Here is a 16000-nt window from a genome sequence, read left to right on the forward strand (position 1 = left end):
ACCCCCCAGATCATGCGGACTACAGGGGGGAACAGTCATGCCGTCCCAGAGGCCGGGCACCCCATTGCGGGGCTGATCAACAAGGTAATGGGGACCTCCAAAAGGAAACACCCGGCGGAATCATCACCGAGCCGGACGACCACGGGCTCGGACGCTCCCGCGGCGGGTTGACCACCAAGCTGCACCTTGCCGTCGAGCAGGGCCAAAAGCCCATGTCGATCGTGATCACCGCAGGCCAGCGCGGGGATTCGCCGCAGTTCGAGGTCGTCCTCGGTCGGGTCCGAGTGCCCCAGCTTGGGGTCGGCAGGCCCCGCACCCGACCCCGGCGCGTGCGGGCCGACAAGGCGTACGCCTCCCGCAAGAACCGGGCCTACCTGCGACGACGCGGTATCCGCTGCACCATCCCGGACAAGATCGACCAAGCCCGCAATCGCAAGAAACGTGGCTCGCAAGGCGGCCGGCCACCGAAGTTCGACCCGGAGGACTACAAGGCGCGGCACGCAGTCGAATGCGGCATCAACCGCCTCAAGAGGCACCGCGCGGTGGCGACCCGGTACGACAAGCTCGCGGTTCGCTACGAGGCGACTGTCCTCGTCGCCGCCATCAACGAATGGCTGTGACCAGCACTTTCGATACACGCCCTAGAAGAGGTGCTGTACCCATACAGCTGCGGTGCTGACCAGTGCGGTGCCGAGTCCGTAGCAGATCCCGCGAAGGACCAGGCCGAGGGCGGCGCGCCGGCGGCGGCGGGTCCAGTGCACGAAGCGGTGAAGGTGGGCACGAATCGCCTGCACTGGGCTGGGGTGGGGTCTATCGTGCATGGTGGATGTTCCTTTCAGCGGGGATGTCAGCTTGGGGAGCCCTGCCGGCGGTGGCCTTGGAACCTGTGCCGGGGTTGGGGCTCCTTTTGCGTGGTCTGGTCAGCGGCGGGCGAAGTCGTGGAGTCGGTCGGCCAGGCGGCGGTCGGGGCGGTGGACGATGATGCAGGCTCCGGGGGCGTGGTCGGCGAGGCGGTCGACTTCCATTTCGAGGCCGCCGGTGGGCGGGTCTGCCATGTAGCCGTGGTTGCGGACGTACGAGGCCATGGCTTCCAGGCAGTCCAGGAGGGCCTGGTCGGGGGCTTCGGAGTCGAGAAGGTTGTCGGTGACCTGGTGGAGCCAGTGCTGTGCTTCGCGGCGTTCGCCGAGTGCGAGGTGGTGCAGGTGCAGGCAGTACGCGGCGGTGCGCAGGCCGGCGCCGGCGGCCAGTTGCCACCAGAACTGGGCGCTTTCGCGGTGTCCGGTCAGGTAGAGAAGGCAGGCGAAGACCAGGGCTCCGTCGACGTCCAGGTGGTCTTCGAAGGATGCGGATGTGGTGTCGATGGTGGGGTCTTCGGCGAGGCGGTCGACGTGGTCGGCGGCGTCGGGCCGGTTGAGGATCCAGCGGCAGATCACCGACAGCCGCTGCGCGGCCTGCCGGGTTTTGAGGATGTCGGGGGTCGGGGTGGTCTTGACGGAGTCGGCGGCCAGGCGGCGCAGGGCGGCTCCGACGTCGAAGTTTTCTGCCGGGGAGGTCGGGATGCGAGCGTCGGCCAGGAGGTCGTCGATGGTGGTCACTGCCGCGGTCCTTTCTTGTTCTTGCCAACGGCGAGCGGCAGGCCCAGCTGGGAGCGCAGGCGTTCCTTGCCCTTGCGGCCGTGGTAGTCGACGGTGCGGACGTCCAAGCCCATGTAGCGGGCGATGCGTTTGGTGGGGTAGCCCAGGAGGTATCGGAGCGCGATCACGGTGAACTGGCGGGTGGGCAGATTGCAGAGCGCCTCGTACAGGCCAGTGGTACCGGGGGTGAGCTCGAGCTGGTTCCGCACCGCCTGCAGGTTGCGGGCTATGGGGGCGTTGATGACGAAGGCCGGCGGCCGCCCGTCTTCCTGAAGTCGGTCGATGACGCAGCGGTGGAGCACGCCCAGCGCGCGCTGCTCGAGGTTGCCCTCGGCCAGCAGCTCGTTCCAGGCGCTGAGGATCTCCAGGAACACCTGGTGGACGACCTGCTCGCCGGTGCGGCGGCTGCCCAGGTGGATCTCCGCGAAGTCGTGGAAGAACTCCTGGTGGCCCAGGTAGAAGCCCTCGAAGTCCAACGGCAGCTCAGGCGGTTCCGGTACGGGCTGAGGACGACCAGCGTCCTCGGGCGATACGTCGAGGTCGACGTCGCCGTTTCTCACACGCTCCTCCGGGTGGGCTACCCCGTCCTCGCCATCGAGGACAGGTCCTTAACGGAAGCAACTCGCTCCCGTGAGGACCCGGTTGGGCCCTCAGCACCCACCCTGTCGATTTCCCGGCCCTCGCACTCAACCACCCCCGTAAAAAATCACCGAGAGATCATCAATGATCGACAGAGCGTAAGTTCGACCGTCGTCCGCTTGTTCCCGACATGTGTTCTGATCAGCAGGAACTACAGCCCCTCCGGGTTCCAGATGGCCCAGGCGTTCCAAACCGAGACCTGTCGGTGATCTACATCACATGCCTCGGTGGCGCCGCCGGCTGGATGCACAGGTGGTCCACGGCTCGCTCAGGGGGCGCGGTCGATGCCGGGCCTCCGGCCAGCCCGCGAGGCCGGCCTGCGGCACCAGGCCGTCGGCGGACAGCGACGACGCAGTGACAGCGGAGCTGCGCAGCGTACGCGACCTGCAGCACCCGCGAAATTGACGGCGAAGTAAGCCTTCACGAACGACCGCCCGAGCATTTTCGGGCGAAAAAATTTTGCTCCCGGCGTGACGTTAGTGAATCCACACCGCATACGAGCGATCGAGCAGTACAACCCGGACTGCTTCGTCGCGCGCGTGCCACTTAATCGGCTAGCGTGACGAACCCCGCTAACAAGGTGAGTTTTATGTCCAGTCGCCAGACGGTGGAAGAAGCCGTCGACGCAGCCCTGCCTACCGACCGGGCGCTGCGCATCCAGCAGGACGCGCGGAGGGTCGAGGAGCTGCGGCAGTACGGGTTCATGGGGCCCGCGTACGAGGTGTTCGAGAACGACCTGTGTCGGCAGAGCATGCCGATCCTGCGCGGCATGGTCCGCAACGGCGACCTCGCCCGGCTCACCCGGAAGCGGTTCGAGGACCGTCAGATCCCCTTCTTCGTCTCGCCTGACAACGCGCGTCTCCTGCACAGCAGTCCGCAGGACCGGGACGAGCTGGTGGTCGACACCCTGCTGAACGCCCTGAAGTCGTTCCGCAGCAAGGCGCTGGTGAAGGGCGAGTGGTCTCCCGCATTTCGGGGTCCCCGTGGGGCCAGCTGTCTGACCAGCTTCTTCATCGGCCAGTGCATCTGGGAGTTCCGCCGCGTCTACCTCAAGTGGGCCCGCCGCCGTGAGGAACTCGCCCGCCAAGAAGCCGCGCTGCTGGACGTCGAGGCGTTCTTCCGTCTACTGATGGCGCCGGACTACCTGGCCGAGCCGGAAGCGGTCTTGTTCGGCACCAAGCTGGTCGATCTGCTGGCCGGCCACCCGGCGCAGACGCAGGCCGTGATCCGCATGACGGTCGAGGGCTACCAGGACAGCGAGATCGCCGACGCCCTGAAGACCAATCCCGGTGCTGTTCGAACCCGCCGGTACCGCTTCCGCAGCGCCCTCTACCAGGCCGCCCGCACTGGCCAGGTCTGGATCCCGCAGCAGCTCCACACCACCGGAGCCCCCCGCCAAGCCCAGCGAGGCGCCGCGTGAGCACCCGCGCCCTGCTGTTCCTCTTCCTCGCCATGGCAGTCCTGGTCGCCATCGCGGCCATCCTGGCGATCGTAGGATTCGGCATCGCCCGCTGGGGCGGCGCCGAGATCCCCACCGCCGTCACCCGCGCCAGCTTCGTCTTCGCCAGCACCCTCGGCATCGGCATCGCCCTGCTCGCCGCGCTCCTGCCCGCATTCACCTAACCCACCACGGAGCACCCATGGGCCAGCCGCCGCCCACCCCACAGGACGGCGGCCCCCGCCTGACTCACCCCCATAGTCAGACGGCAGGCCCTCTTCGGTGTCCGGCGGGCGGATGGTTCCGGTTGGATGACACGTAGCGTCCGTTGCGCCTGCTGGATGTATGGCGGCCGAGCCTGTGCGAGATGGGACCTTCCCCTTGCACCGGGCTCCGCCTGTGTACCGACGTCCTCCACGGCTAAAGTGACTCCCCAGTGATCGACGGGGGGCGGGCGATGGTGAACTGGGCCGCAGAGGCAGTGCTGACCGATTTCCAGCGGGACCTGATCATCGCCCTCGCGGGCGGGATCGTCGGCGTGCTCGGCACGATAGCGATCGAGTACGTGAAGGCCCGCCGCGAGCCGAACAAGCGGCTTTCCTACGACGCCGAGACGCGGACGGCCATCGTCTCCGCCGACGACCAGGTGCGTCCCCGGCTCGGGCTCACCTACGACGGCAGGTACGTTGAAGACCTCAGCTCCGTCGAGTTCACCGTGGAGAACACTGGGAACCGCGTTGTTCAGCAGCAGCAGTTGCGGTTCCGGTTCGCCGACGGCAGCGAGGTCCTCGACGCCGCCGCGACCTCCGCCCACGAGGCCGAGTGGGGCGTGCAGCGACGCCCAGACCTCGAACAGAGCTCCCGGGAAGCGGTCTTCACCATCGGCCACCTAGAGCGCGGACAGCGGGTGACTTTCATGCTGCTCGCCTCCGGCCGGGACTCCGGTAGCTGGGAGGTGGTCCCGTACAACCCTCTGGGGGACGTTGACCTGCGCGAGCGGTCGGCCGCCCGTATGAAGGACGACCGCGAGCACATGCCCGCCTTCTTCTCGCTGTCCTTTCTGCTGTTCACCGTCCCACCGGTGTTCTCCGCCTTCGCATTTGTCGGGGAACTGGCCACGGCGTTCGTAAGTGCGGGCTTCATCGCCGCAGTCGTCCCCCACCTTGCACCCACTGCCCGGGCGCTGCGCGACATCCTGGCCCGACCCTCTCAGCCCAAGCACATCTACACCTTCAACGGTGAGGTACGCGGCACCGCCCTCACCTTCGGAGACAGCGGCACGATCAACTACACCCCTGATGAGACTGGCCCAACTGGGCAGCCTGATCCGACCGTTCCTGCCTAGGGTTAGACACCCGTTGCCTCCCCTTCCCGGGAAGCTTAGCCTTCAGCGCTCCCGTTGACGTAGCCGCTTGCCTACATCTGGGGGACCACAACAGGAATCACAGGAATGGCAACTGAATGGCTACGGCTCTACGTCCCGCTCGCGATGAAGGATGAGGCCAAGGCGACCAGCACCCCGGGGGATGGCACTGATCCGCGTGTCAAGACGGAGCTGCAGATGTGGTGCAGGGATACCTTGCCTGGGCGGAGACCAAGCGCCCGGTAATTTCGAGGCGGCAAAAGAAGACTGACGGCTGACGATCACGCGGTTAGCGGGCCAGAATTAGAGGCGCGACACTCACACCGGAGAATTTTCATCGCAGCTTCAACCGTACCGCATAACCTTTTTTCGTTTCCTTCACCATATCTATGCACCAAGGCGTATCTTCGCAGATCAAGGCGAGCTCACTAGGAGATACAAAAAGGTAGTCAAACCATGACGTAGCACGCTTTCCAGTCCTTATCCGAATGCGCTCCTGTCCTGGCAGTCTTCCTCGCGCTACATTCAATGATCTATATTCTGCGTGTGCTGCGCCAGCATGAGAGTAAGGATCTGCTCCCACACCAACGATAACTGCCCCATTATTGGCTGCTTCGTGGAGGGTGGAAAAAATTTCCTTCGCCTTCTCCGAAGACTGAAGCAAGCCAATGTTAAAGCCCCCTAGGAAGAAGGTGTCAAAAGAGCCAAGGCCAATATTTGATACATCTTCAACAGATGCCTCAAATGCCCCTACGCCCCGCTCTCGGGCAACTTCGCATGCCAGGGGTGAGGAATCTACTCCTACGACGCTGAAACCTTGTCGAAGAAACTCAACAGAATGACGCCCGGGACCGCAACCAATATCCAGAATTCGACCCTTAGCCATTTCTGCTGCGCTTCGTTCAACCTCATCCCATTCTTCGAATGGGGCGAAGTATCTAGCTACATCCGCCGTGCCAATATAGCCATCTTCACGCTCAACGACTTCAATCACGGAACCTCTCTTCGCCCCTGCCCGCCAACATCGTCGCATGAGAATACCAACAGCATCAGCAACCTGCAGATCTCCATCCCCACCATTCACCATAGACCTAACCCTTCAGGAGAGGTATCGAAAAGCCGGACGATACATAGCACCAAAGATCCGCCGACTCATCTTCGATCGGGAATTGGGCTTATTGCTAGACTAGGATTTTCGGTGTCATTAATGAAAGCTAATTGGCAACTCAACAACACCCCGACTATTGTAAGAATCGCGCCACGTCAGCAAATCTTCGGGGACGGAGAGAGCAATACGGGAAAAGCGCTGGGTAAGATCTCTCAACGCAATTTCAAGCTCAGACTTGGCAATCATTGCTCCCAGGCACGCGTGTGGACCGTAGCCCAGGCTCAAGTAGCCCGAATCAGGGCGATCTATCCAAAATCTGTCTGGATGAGAAAATCGGCGGGGATCGCGGTTCCCTGACGAAATTCCCAGAAGTACCGTATCGCCGGGTGACAGTTCTATACCATCGAGTTCGATAACTTCCGTGGGAAAACGCCGTACCGCAAATTGTCCAGGTGGATCAAATCGGAAAACTTCAGAAACGGCTGCGCCGATCAATCTCGGATTATCTCGAAGGAGAGAATGCTGCTCTGAATTTCTCAGCAATGCTAGCACTCCTAGACAAATCGAATTTGCCACATTTTCGAAGCCGGCGAAAAGAATAAGGGATGCCATCGAGGTAAGTTCCTCCTCGGAAAGCCTACCTGGCATCTTGCTTATCGAAACGAGTTTTGTAAGCAGGTCGTCGTCAGGCTCTTTTCTTTTTCTCTTGATCTGGAGATCGATAAATTCCATGAGGGCACTTATTGTATTTCGGAACTCCGGACCGTCGACTCCACGGAAAAGTACAGAGCTCCATTCAAAGAACGACTCTCGATCTTGCGCGGAGAATCCTAGAATCTCTGAAATGACGAGTGCCGGAAGAGGCATTGCGTACTCCCTTACCAAATCACCTCCTCCCTTTTTGAAAATTTCCTCGAGGAGAGATGCCGATATTTCGGCCGTACGCTTTTTAATGCGATTGACGCTCTCTGCATTGAAAGTCCCCGAAACCAATTTTCGCAATCTCGTGTGCTCTGGCGGATCGAGATCAACTAGGCTGGAATTCATCGAGGGAGGAAAATTTCGTCCACGACCGACTCCCGCGTTACGCCGGTCAATCGACATCCGGGGGTCCAGCAGCAACTTCCGAACGTCGGAGTAGCGCCCAACGAACCACGCCTGCTTCCCTTTGGGTGTCAGAATCTGCACAGCGCGTGCCTGCTCCCGCAAAACCGAGAAGACTGGGTGCGGATCCTTCATATAATTCTTATCGAATAGCATAGCCAACCCTCCGTATTCGCAATGCGATAATGCCGAAAATGACGGACTGAAATCTAGCTCGGAATTTATGGCCATGGAGGCAAATGCTGTTGGAAAAGGCAATAAGCTGAGACAGTAGCCAACGAGAATCCAGCGATTTGGCGCGGCTTAAGAGTCGTAAATATTAGGTGCATCAACCCGCCGGCACATACTGCAATCCAGAAGGACACAGGGATAAGGAGGGCAAGAGGGAGGAAAAATTCAAGCGAAATTGCACTCAAAGAAGCGATGCGCGAGAAATTTACGCCCTTCTTCGGGTCGTCCAGAAGGATACTTAGTCTTCGTGGGAACCAAAACTCACGGTGCCCTGAGGCATATTGAAGCACAGAACCAACCGCCACATAATCACGGACTAGCCGCCCCGAGCGAAACTGTCGGGACAAAAGCTTCAGCCAAGCACTGCTCCAATACATGTCTATTGTGATGAAAAGGCAAAGCCACTGGGCCCAACAGTTTGCTGGTGAGATAGATCGATCGATACTTATCCCAGAGCCGAGTCTGGATGCAAACAAGAGTGAGATACACATCATAAAAGGGTAGAATCGACTGGATTTTCCATGATTGCCAAAATAATTCATCTCAAACAAAAGAGACATTGCGCAAAGTGTAAGCCAGAATCTAGGGCCGGGAAGGAAAATTACGCCTAGTGCGGCGATGACACGCGCTAGAAGTACCGGCCTATATGCAATAAGGACGGCCTCTCCTCTTTTTCCGGGATATTTATTTGAGATTCGGAAATTCTCGTAGCCGTGACTATTCTCATAACGTGACCAGCCACCGTTGCATATCGAAAGGGAAAAATGCGTGAAGAGAGAAAATCCCAGCAGGATGCGAAACAAGGAAAGACATGCAGAATTGATCGGTAGCGAAAATCCGTGAAGCGGAGCATTAAAGAACCACACGGCTATTCCTTACGGTCAATTTTTGGCGCCCATCGGAATATATTACTAGCCCTTCACCGGAAATCTCGGAGGATCCGGAAGCCGTCTTCCAATCCAACCAACGCTGAAGGTCGTCGGGGTTCATCTGAAAAGAACCTGGAAACATGTCAGCGAATGGATTGACGGGTGTTCCATCCGGATCAACCAGATCAATTATGATCCAACATCCCGCGCTGAACATTCCCCATGAGAAGGGACCATCTATGTTCTCTCTGAATCCAGCATTCGCCATTCTGATCGCCAGTAATGTCGTCGCCAAGTATTTCAAAGCAGTGAATATGAAGGTCATCTTCTCACCACCACAACCTTGACTACCGAGATGTCTTCCGTCCCGTGCGAAAGATCATAAACTAGCAAATCTGACTGGAGAGAATCACAAATTAATCCGGTAACATGGGAAACCTCAGCTCTCAGACTTCCGAACTTCGCTGAGCTGCTCCAGAAGGTATCGGTCCAAGGAACAGTTTCATTAGGCAGCGCTGGTCGACGAGACGGCTGATCGATCGTTAGTGTCCCAAGCCTCATGTCATCCCGCACGCCGGCTATAGCAGCAAGTCGGCTCTGGGCAGCTTCTGTCAGTGCACGGGTAAGGGCAATCTCGGCAGAGCTGTGTGCTCCTGCGCCCACAGCAAGAACCGGATAGTCATCGCTCCATAGAAAACAGCGAAAGCACGGTACGTCGAATCGGTTCTCAATCATCTCAATAGTCATGAGGACTGAAGCCTCGGCAATCCGATCGACTAGCATTGAGCCCGTACCAAACGTAATAGTGCTCGGATTGATGAGAACGGCATGCTTACTCGCCGACAAACTAGAGCGTTCGATAATCTCATAAAGCGCATGCAGCACGGCTTCGTCATAGCAGTTACCAGAGGCGAGGCCTGTTGTGTGAGATGAGAAAAGCGGAAGTCGTCCAGTTTGCGAGGCCCGTCGAAGATACACGGTTTCACGCGGAACAGGAACTTTCTCTCCAGTAGACAATGAACAAGAATATATCCATTCGATGAGGCTTCTACCAGAGAACACAGACCGGCTGGATCGGGGTAGAGCGAGTGCATCGTAGGGAAGGGCGAGGTCGAGAGCGGAAGCCACGAATCTTCCATCGGATACTGGATCATCCATCTCGGCAAATGAGAATTCGATACATTCCATAACCGCTGAGATTCTGGCCAGTTCGTGACTCACCCCTTTCCCTTGGGAGACGCTAAGAGTATGTGCACCAGGTCTGACGGCTTGATACACGGGAATCCCGACGCGATCTAGTCCGGTTACGTCTGCAATCCTAGTAATCCCGTGCTTTCCGAGTATTGGCTGCACGATCTGCCAGGTTCGATCAGGGGGACGGATGCGGCCCGCTCTGGCATCAATCACCATTATGTCCTTCCAAACGTGTACTGCTAACAGTCACCAGGTCCCACCATCTGGCATATTTGTTTCTGTGCGCTCAAGGCGTCGTCCAAGCTGTCGAATCCTCGGTCAAGCGCCGCCCGATGTAGTACATAATCAACGCCGCGGCGGCGCAAACTCCACTTCCTTCTTATTCCGGTTTCGTTTTCGAAGATACCTTGACCCCCCTCAAGATTGGCCAACTCGGCAAGGCTGACTGGTCCATACTTCCTGGATACCAAGTCAGCTAGATAAGTCACATAGGTACTATCCGGGTGGTCGTGCCGGAACGCTCGTACAAGAAGAAGTTCGGTAAGTTGATCGGACGTCATCGTTCGAATCTCTCTGTCACTCAAGTATTTCTGCGACTTCAAGAAAGTTTCGCTTGAGGTCGCGGCGTAGGCCAATTGTCGGAGGCCGGCACCCTCATCAGGAGCTTCATCCAGCTTTTTTAGCACCCACGACCTCCATTGCGCAGGAGCATCTGGGGAAGTCAATCGATACCAGTCAGCAAAAAGTTTATCTCTACCACGTTGGCCCTGCCCGCTGGAGTCCTTCCATTCTCTGAGCCAGACAGCTAGGTGTGCGGAGGATTGATTAACCGATTCCTGTATCGGCTGTGCCATCTTTCCTGAGCAGGATGAACGCAGCTCTGCAGCCAATCGTAGAGCCGCGACTGCATCGTCACCCTTAACCCCGGGGCTAGAAATCTTCTTACTAAATAGTCCCGTGTGGCCCCTATGTCCTTCTTGAGTAAGTAGGTCCGTAAGCCGTCGCCAGGATCGTTCCGTGTAGTGAAGGTTCGAGGCAAGGGAGCAGGCGCGTTCGCCGATCTCCGCGTCCAGAAGCCCTTGAGCCACGGCTTTCTCCGTAGAGAACATGATCTCAACAAGCGGCACACTCATGGGCACGTAATCAGGCTCTGGACCATGCATGAGCGCTACGGCATCGTCTGCGATGATTCGACCACTTCGGTATTGTTGAAATACCCAACCGCACCCAATCATCCCGAACGGCTCCAATTCTGCAGCCCGGAGTGCTCCCATACTGGAAGCTCCTATCACCATCACGCCACGCTTGAGGAGATGGAGTACTTCCTTATGCCGCACAGCAGTCTGCTGATGGTAATAACCGTCAACGATTACGACCACATCTCCCGGCGCAATGTCATGGATGAGTAGGTCCCCGTGGATTACGGGAGGATGCAGTATCAGCCCAGGGACAATTTTTGCTGCATCCGCGCCTGGCAGTGAGGGGCCCAGATAAGCGTGAATAACTTTCTCTCGTTCCAATTTCGTCACCTCTGATCACCATCAACAAAACCAGGTGCTACAAAAGTAGAAACGACGGCGGCTCCGAAGAGAAAAATAACACCCAGACAGAGCCAGCCCAATAGGCCGATGTTTATACAAAGCAGGCTCAACAGAGTCGGTGCGAATGCCAGGAACATTCCCTGAACTGTGCCAAACAGACCGGTGTACTGGCCTTGTCTTCGCGCTGGCGCCAAGGAAAAGCTCAATTCGAATCCTGAGGCACTAATCCACATCTCTGCCCATGTTACGAAAAGGACACCAAGTGTGATAAGTGCCACTGCCGTAAACGTGCCGGCTCTGGCCGAAAAACCAAAGCACGCACATGCTGTCAGGGCAGTGAAAGCTGCGATCCAGCAGGTTCGCACGGCTGATCGCGAACTACCTACTCGCCGGCTTGCCGTTACCTGAAAAATAACACAAAGCAGGGTATTCAAAAATACTGCTGCTGATGCTAGGTACCCAGGTGCATCGGTGTACCCTATGATCCAGAGCGGGAGCGCAAATGGAAGTACACACAATTGGATGGCCAGAATTCCCATACCAACACTCATGCCGAGATACCGCACATCTCTGATTGCCGGGAACCTGGCCTCACGCGGACCACGATTTACGTGACGGGCGTGGATGGCAGGGAGTCGCCTCAAAAGGCCGGCCGCTATGAGAAAAGATATAGCATTAAGGATCACAACCGCCTCGTAGGCAACTGGCTGATTTACCTGGATAGCGATACCGCCCACGAGAGAGCCCATCATAATGGCCGCGTTCCCCGTGGATCGAAGAACTGATCGAAATTCAGTCGAATTTCCTCCGGCGTGAGATCTAATCAGAGGACCACGGGCCGCCAAACTGCCTGATTGAGTGATAGATGCAAAAGTGGAAATGATGACAAAAAGTGTAAAGGAAGTAGCTTTTAGGAAGAGAGTCATCGATCCGGCTTGTGCTACCAGTGTCACCAGATACGTGCGCTGCGGGCCATACCGATCTGCGAGTGACCCAATAAGAATTCCGAATGCGAGTCCAATTGTGCCTGAAATGGTCAACCCTACAGCGACTTTTTCGACCGGCAATCCGAGTGCGCGTGTGAAAAAAAGCGCACTTGTCGTGATGAACATTCCATTGCCTAGTTGGTTTACGAGACCAACCGTGGCTATAATTCGCTTGGGACCCGGGGTGCGGAATAGCGAAAATTGGGCGCTTTGCGCGGCAAACAGGCTGAGTGGTTTCATGCGTGAATGTTCTAGAAGACCGCGCGAAAGCGGGCTGGGCACGGAGCCTCCTGTTGCAATGGAGATATCTAAAAGGCTCCGCGCTCACCGGACGGCGCACTTCTGACATGACGTGGGGGCTTCGCTGTAGTGCTTTCAGTCACCACATAGCCTGAAAATCTAAGGGCTTCCATCTGATACCCGAAAAGATTGGTGCCCCGCATGCCAAATTGCCGGCATGCGGGGCGTGGTGACTCAGTCGTCTTCCTTGTACTGGAAAGCCGACACCGTGTCAGGACGGTCCGTCTCGGCAGACGACTTGAAGCCGAGGATGGACTTGATGAACTTAACCATAGTGAACTCCTTTCGTAACTCAGAAACATGTACGCGAGATCCATGCCCTGTACTGCTAATCGGAGAAACCCAATGTGATGGGCATCACATGAAATGGATGCTTCGCACGGTTAAACCACGCACTTGGTCAATGTTTCTGCATGAACCAGCAATGAACGTCACTCAGATCAACGTGCGGATATCAGCCTAAGCGTAGAATGTCGCTTGCCATCTCTTTAGGGGAAATGAGTGAATTAAGGGCTGGGATAGGATAAAATATTGATCATGATGAGTAATCTCATTTTTGGGAGTCTCTGGGTGGTTTCGTAGAGGACGGCAGTCACGAGCCCGGCGGTAGGTCGTGTGCATGCAGGGCGTCGGGCCCGTACCCAAGTTCGCTACCAACCGTCCAGTACCTGAGCACCCAGGGATGGACGATCAGCGTCAACGGACGGACGCTCGCTCTAACTGGCCCGTTACACCGCCCGGAGTTCCTTCAGTCGATGGACTGAGCCAGTCATGACCTCAGCTTGTTGTTTAACCTCGCCGGTTCACCTGACCCGCTGATCTTGGCTTCTTCCTGAGACAGCAGGACGGCCGTTCTTCACGCTTCGAGGTGTCGAGCAACGTCGCGTGAAGGACGGCCGCTGGTGAAGAGTCTGGCTCCTGCAGGTTCCGTAGACGCCGCGCTGAGCGTGTTGTCCCACTTTCGTGTCGAGTTCTACGACTGCCTGTACAAAAGGGCGGACGCGCTCTTCGAGCTCGCCGACGCGGTGCTGTGTGCGGATGGGCCGGTGACGTCGCTGGTCGAGCTGACACTCACGGCCGAGCACCGGCGCGGGCACGGCGCGATATACGACGCGGTCAACCACGGGTGGCTGGAACCGCTGCGTCTGCGGCGGCTGCTGGTTTCCACGCCGTTGCCGCGTGCCGCCGACGGGAGGATCGTGCTCGCCGTCGACGTCAGCAACTGGTTGCGTCCCGACGCCCCGACCAGCCCGGACCGGCTGTTCTGCCACGTCTACGGCCGTGGCCGCAGTGCCGACCAGTTCCTCCCGGGCTGGCCCTACCTCGATCCACCCCGCGCGGTGGCCAGCCCCGCAAGCACGGCGGCGTCCTCACCTTCGCCAAGCCCGACACGTGGCACATCCCCGACCAGACCACCACCACCGTCACCACCCGCTACGGGACCGCCGAAACCCGGGCATGGGACCGGATGCACCCTCGCCTGCAGGCCCGCGGCCCCTGGCTCGACCACTGCGGCGAACTCCCTTTGATCCACGGCACATTGATCCGGCTCAAGGTCGAGCACCTGCCGGGAGACCGCGACCCGAAGCCGGTCTGGCTCTGGTCCTCCAAAACCGGGATGACCGCAGCCGATGTAGATCTTCGCTGGCAGGCGTTCCTGAGGCGCTTCGACCTGGAACACACCTTCCGGCTCTTCAAGCAGACGCTGGGTTGGACCGTCCCGAAGGTCCGGGATCCGCATACCGCGGACCTGTGGACCTGGCTGATCATCGCCGCCCACACCCAGCTCCGCCTCGCCCGACCACTCGCCGAGGACCTCCGCCGTCCCTGGGAACGACCTGCCGAACCTCGGCGGCTCACCCCCGCACGGGTCCGCCGAGGGTTCCGCCACCTCCGCGCGAAGACGCTCCGACCGGCAGCGGTGCTCAAACCCTCCAAACCCGGCCCCGGACGCCCCCCGGGATCGAAAAACCGCAGGCCAGCACCACACTACGAGCCCGGCAAGACCGTGAAACGAGTCGCAACCCTCACCGAACACGTCCGCTCGAAACAGCAGCAGGGTTAAAGATCAAGCTCAGTCATAACCTCAGTGACAAGAGTGCTGCCATACCGGTCAGTGATGTAAGCGCTGGCATGCTCCAAGGCGCGGGTGAAACTGGCGTCACGTCCATGGTGAAGACCTTCGACCGGGACCATGCGGCCTTCCTGGCCTGCTAATGGAACTCGCCAACTACTGCAGGACCTGCATCACAGTCCCGGACCGGAGGTACGACCCCGAAGCGGCAGAATCTGCGGGTCCTGGAGTACATCCTGAACCCTCGCCGAGCGAGCCCCCTCGGGTAGCACTGTGCCATCGCTCTCCGGGTGAGCAGGCCCCGGGTGCAGCAGGCCCCGGAACGAACGTCGGCCTGCTGCACCCGGAGAGCGTTGCCGGCGCCCGAGGACAACGCCAGATCCCATCTGGCTGGCTATCGGGCGGCCCTTCCGCTGTGGCGCCCTACCGCAGGTCAGCAGCCCGGGGTGGGGAGATTCGTCAAGCCCCATCACCAGCCATAGGACGGCAGCGACGTCTGCGGCACTGAGGCCCCGCGGCGCAGCAACTGCGGGTCGCTGGGCTGGCTGCGGCCCGGTACGCAGCGAACGGCGGTTGGCGTTCATTGACCAGTGCTTCTGCCTGCTGCTACGGCTCGGAATCGGCGTTGCGCCGGGCGTCTCTTACGTGCGGTCGGGGGTCTGCGGTGAGCTGTGAGCCGGGGGTGTGTCCAGCCAACGGTGTAACTCGTGTGGTTGGAGTTACCGACGGCCGACGGAGAGTCGGCCGTCGAAGGCGATGTCGAACGCCTGGAGTGCGGGCTTCCATCGCATGGTCCAGCGTTTGCGTCCCTGACCAGTGGGGTCCAGGCTCATGACGGCCATGTAGATGCACTTCAGCGCGGCGGCCTCGTTGGGGAAGTGTCCGCGGGCCCGGACGGCTTTGCGTATGCGCGCGTTGACCGACTCGATGGCGTTCGTGGTGCAGACGACGCGGCGGATCTCGGTGTCGAACTGCAGGAACGGCACGAACTCGGCCCAGGAGTTCTCCCAGAGCCACACGATCGCCGGGTATTTGGCGCCCCATTGCTCCTGGAAGTCCAGGAAGCGGTCCTCGGCGGCCTTCGCGGTCGGTGCGGTGTAGATGGGCTTCAGTGCGCGGGAGATCTTGTCCCAGTCCTGGCGGGCCGCGTATCGAAAACTCGCGCGCATCAGGTGGACGACACAGGTCTGCGTGATCGCCTGCGGCCAGACCGTGCCGATCGCATCAGGCAGGCCCTTGAGGCCGTCGCAGACGACCATGCACACGTCTTCGACGCCACGGTTCCGGATCTCGGTCAGGACCTGGAGCCAGTACTTGGCGCCCTCGCCGCCGTCGCCGGCCCACAGACCGAGGATGTCGCGGGTCCCGTCGACGGTGACCGCGAGTGCGACGTAGATCGGGCGGTTGGCGACCTGGCCGTCGCGGACCTTGGTTCTGTCGACGATCTTGTGATTCGGACGCTTGAGCGGGTCGTGTCAGCTGTTCGCGATCATGCGCGGTGTGCTCTTGTGACGTGCTC

General features: G+C 59.3%; 12 protein-coding genes and 2 pseudogenes. 5 read left to right on the top strand and 9 right to left on the bottom strand.

Features of this window, described 5'->3' with window-relative positions; all coding sequences use genetic code 11:
- The first annotated feature begins 167 nt into the window (after positions 1–167).
- Positions 168–620: a transposase gene (locus ACIP98_RS40430; RefSeq protein WP_401981576.1), complete on the top strand. Its 453-nt coding sequence runs from the start codon at positions 168–170 to the stop codon at positions 618–620.
- A 21-nt stretch (positions 621–641) separates the two neighbouring features.
- Here ACIP98_RS40430 and ACIP98_RS40435 read toward each other — a convergent pair whose 3' ends face one another.
- From ACIP98_RS40435 to ACIP98_RS40445, 3 genes are all read right to left on the bottom strand, one after another.
- Entirely contained in the window at positions 642–821 is a 180-nt protein-coding gene (locus ACIP98_RS40435; protein WP_401981578.1) for a hypothetical protein, read from the bottom strand.
- 99 nt (positions 822–920) lie between these two features.
- Entirely contained in the window at positions 921–1595 is a 675-nt protein-coding gene (locus tag ACIP98_RS40440) for a hypothetical protein (RefSeq protein ID WP_401981581.1), read from the bottom strand.
- A complete protein-coding gene (locus tag ACIP98_RS40445; RefSeq protein WP_401981583.1) occupies positions 1592–2194 on the bottom strand; it encodes a sigma-70 family RNA polymerase sigma factor in 603 nt (200 codons plus the stop codon). The genes ACIP98_RS40440 and ACIP98_RS40445 overlap by 4 nt, the downstream gene beginning before the upstream one ends.
- A gap of 668 nt (positions 2195–2862) precedes the next feature.
- Here ACIP98_RS40445 and ACIP98_RS40450 point away from each other — a divergent pair.
- The 3 genes from ACIP98_RS40450 to ACIP98_RS40460 all read left to right on the top strand — a co-directional run bounded on the left by ACIP98_RS40450 (position 2863) and on the right by ACIP98_RS40460 (position 5056).
- Positions 2863–3693 (top strand): RNA polymerase sigma factor, encoded by an 831-nt coding sequence (locus ACIP98_RS40450; RefSeq protein WP_401981585.1) that lies wholly within the window; start codon positions 2863–2865, stop codon positions 3691–3693.
- On the top strand, positions 3690–3896 hold the full coding sequence (locus ACIP98_RS40455) for a hypothetical protein (protein ID WP_401981586.1): 207 nt from the start codon (positions 3690–3692) through the stop codon (positions 3894–3896). The genes ACIP98_RS40450 and ACIP98_RS40455 overlap by 4 nt, the downstream gene beginning before the upstream one ends.
- Positions 3897–4168: 272 nt before the next feature.
- Positions 4169–5056, top strand: coding sequence for a hypothetical protein (locus tag ACIP98_RS40460; RefSeq protein ID WP_401981588.1), 888 nt, complete (start codon positions 4169–4171; stop codon positions 5054–5056).
- Between the two features lie 352 nt (positions 5057–5408).
- Here the strand turns inward: ACIP98_RS40460 and ACIP98_RS40465 are convergent, their stop codons facing one another.
- The 5 genes from ACIP98_RS40465 to ACIP98_RS40485 form a co-directional block, all read right to left on the bottom strand.
- Positions 5409–6068 (bottom strand): class I SAM-dependent methyltransferase, encoded by a 660-nt coding sequence (locus tag ACIP98_RS40465; protein WP_401981590.1) that lies wholly within the window; start codon positions 6066–6068, stop codon positions 5409–5411.
- A gap of 210 nt (positions 6069–6278) precedes the next feature.
- Positions 6279–7517: a cytochrome P450 gene (locus ACIP98_RS40470; protein ID WP_401981593.1), complete on the bottom strand. Its 1239-nt coding sequence runs from the start codon at positions 7515–7517 to the stop codon at positions 6279–6281.
- Between the two features lie 1190 nt (positions 7518–8707).
- Positions 8708–9796: a YcaO-like family protein gene (locus ACIP98_RS40475; protein WP_401981595.1), complete on the bottom strand. Its 1089-nt coding sequence runs from the start codon at positions 9794–9796 to the stop codon at positions 8708–8710.
- 23 nt (positions 9797–9819) lie between these two features.
- Complete coding sequence (locus tag ACIP98_RS40480) at positions 9820–11109, bottom strand: TfuA-like protein (protein WP_401981598.1); 1290 nt, start codon at positions 11107–11109, stop codon at positions 9820–9822.
- Positions 11106–12347 carry an MFS transporter gene (locus tag ACIP98_RS40485; RefSeq protein WP_401981601.1) on the bottom strand — a complete coding sequence of 414 codons (1242 nt, stop codon included), beginning with the start codon at positions 12345–12347 and terminating at the stop codon, positions 11106–11108. Before ACIP98_RS40485 ends, ACIP98_RS40480 begins: the two co-directional genes overlap by 4 nt.
- 1001 nt (positions 12348–13348) lie before the next feature.
- Here ACIP98_RS40485 and ACIP98_RS40490 point away from each other — a divergent pair.
- A pseudogene (locus ACIP98_RS40490) lies at positions 13349–14472 on the top strand (transposase).
- 728 nt (positions 14473–15200) lie between these two features.
- Here ACIP98_RS40490 and ACIP98_RS40495 read toward each other — a convergent pair.
- A pseudogene (locus ACIP98_RS40495) lies at positions 15201–15911 on the bottom strand (IS256 family transposase); the annotation flags it as partial.
- Between the last annotated feature and the right edge of the window lie 89 nt (positions 15912–16000).

Source organism: Streptomyces sp. NPDC088354 (genome assembly GCF_044753585.1).
In the GTDB taxonomy this organism is placed as follows: Bacteria; Actinomycetota; Actinomycetes; order Streptomycetales; family Streptomycetaceae; genus Actinacidiphila.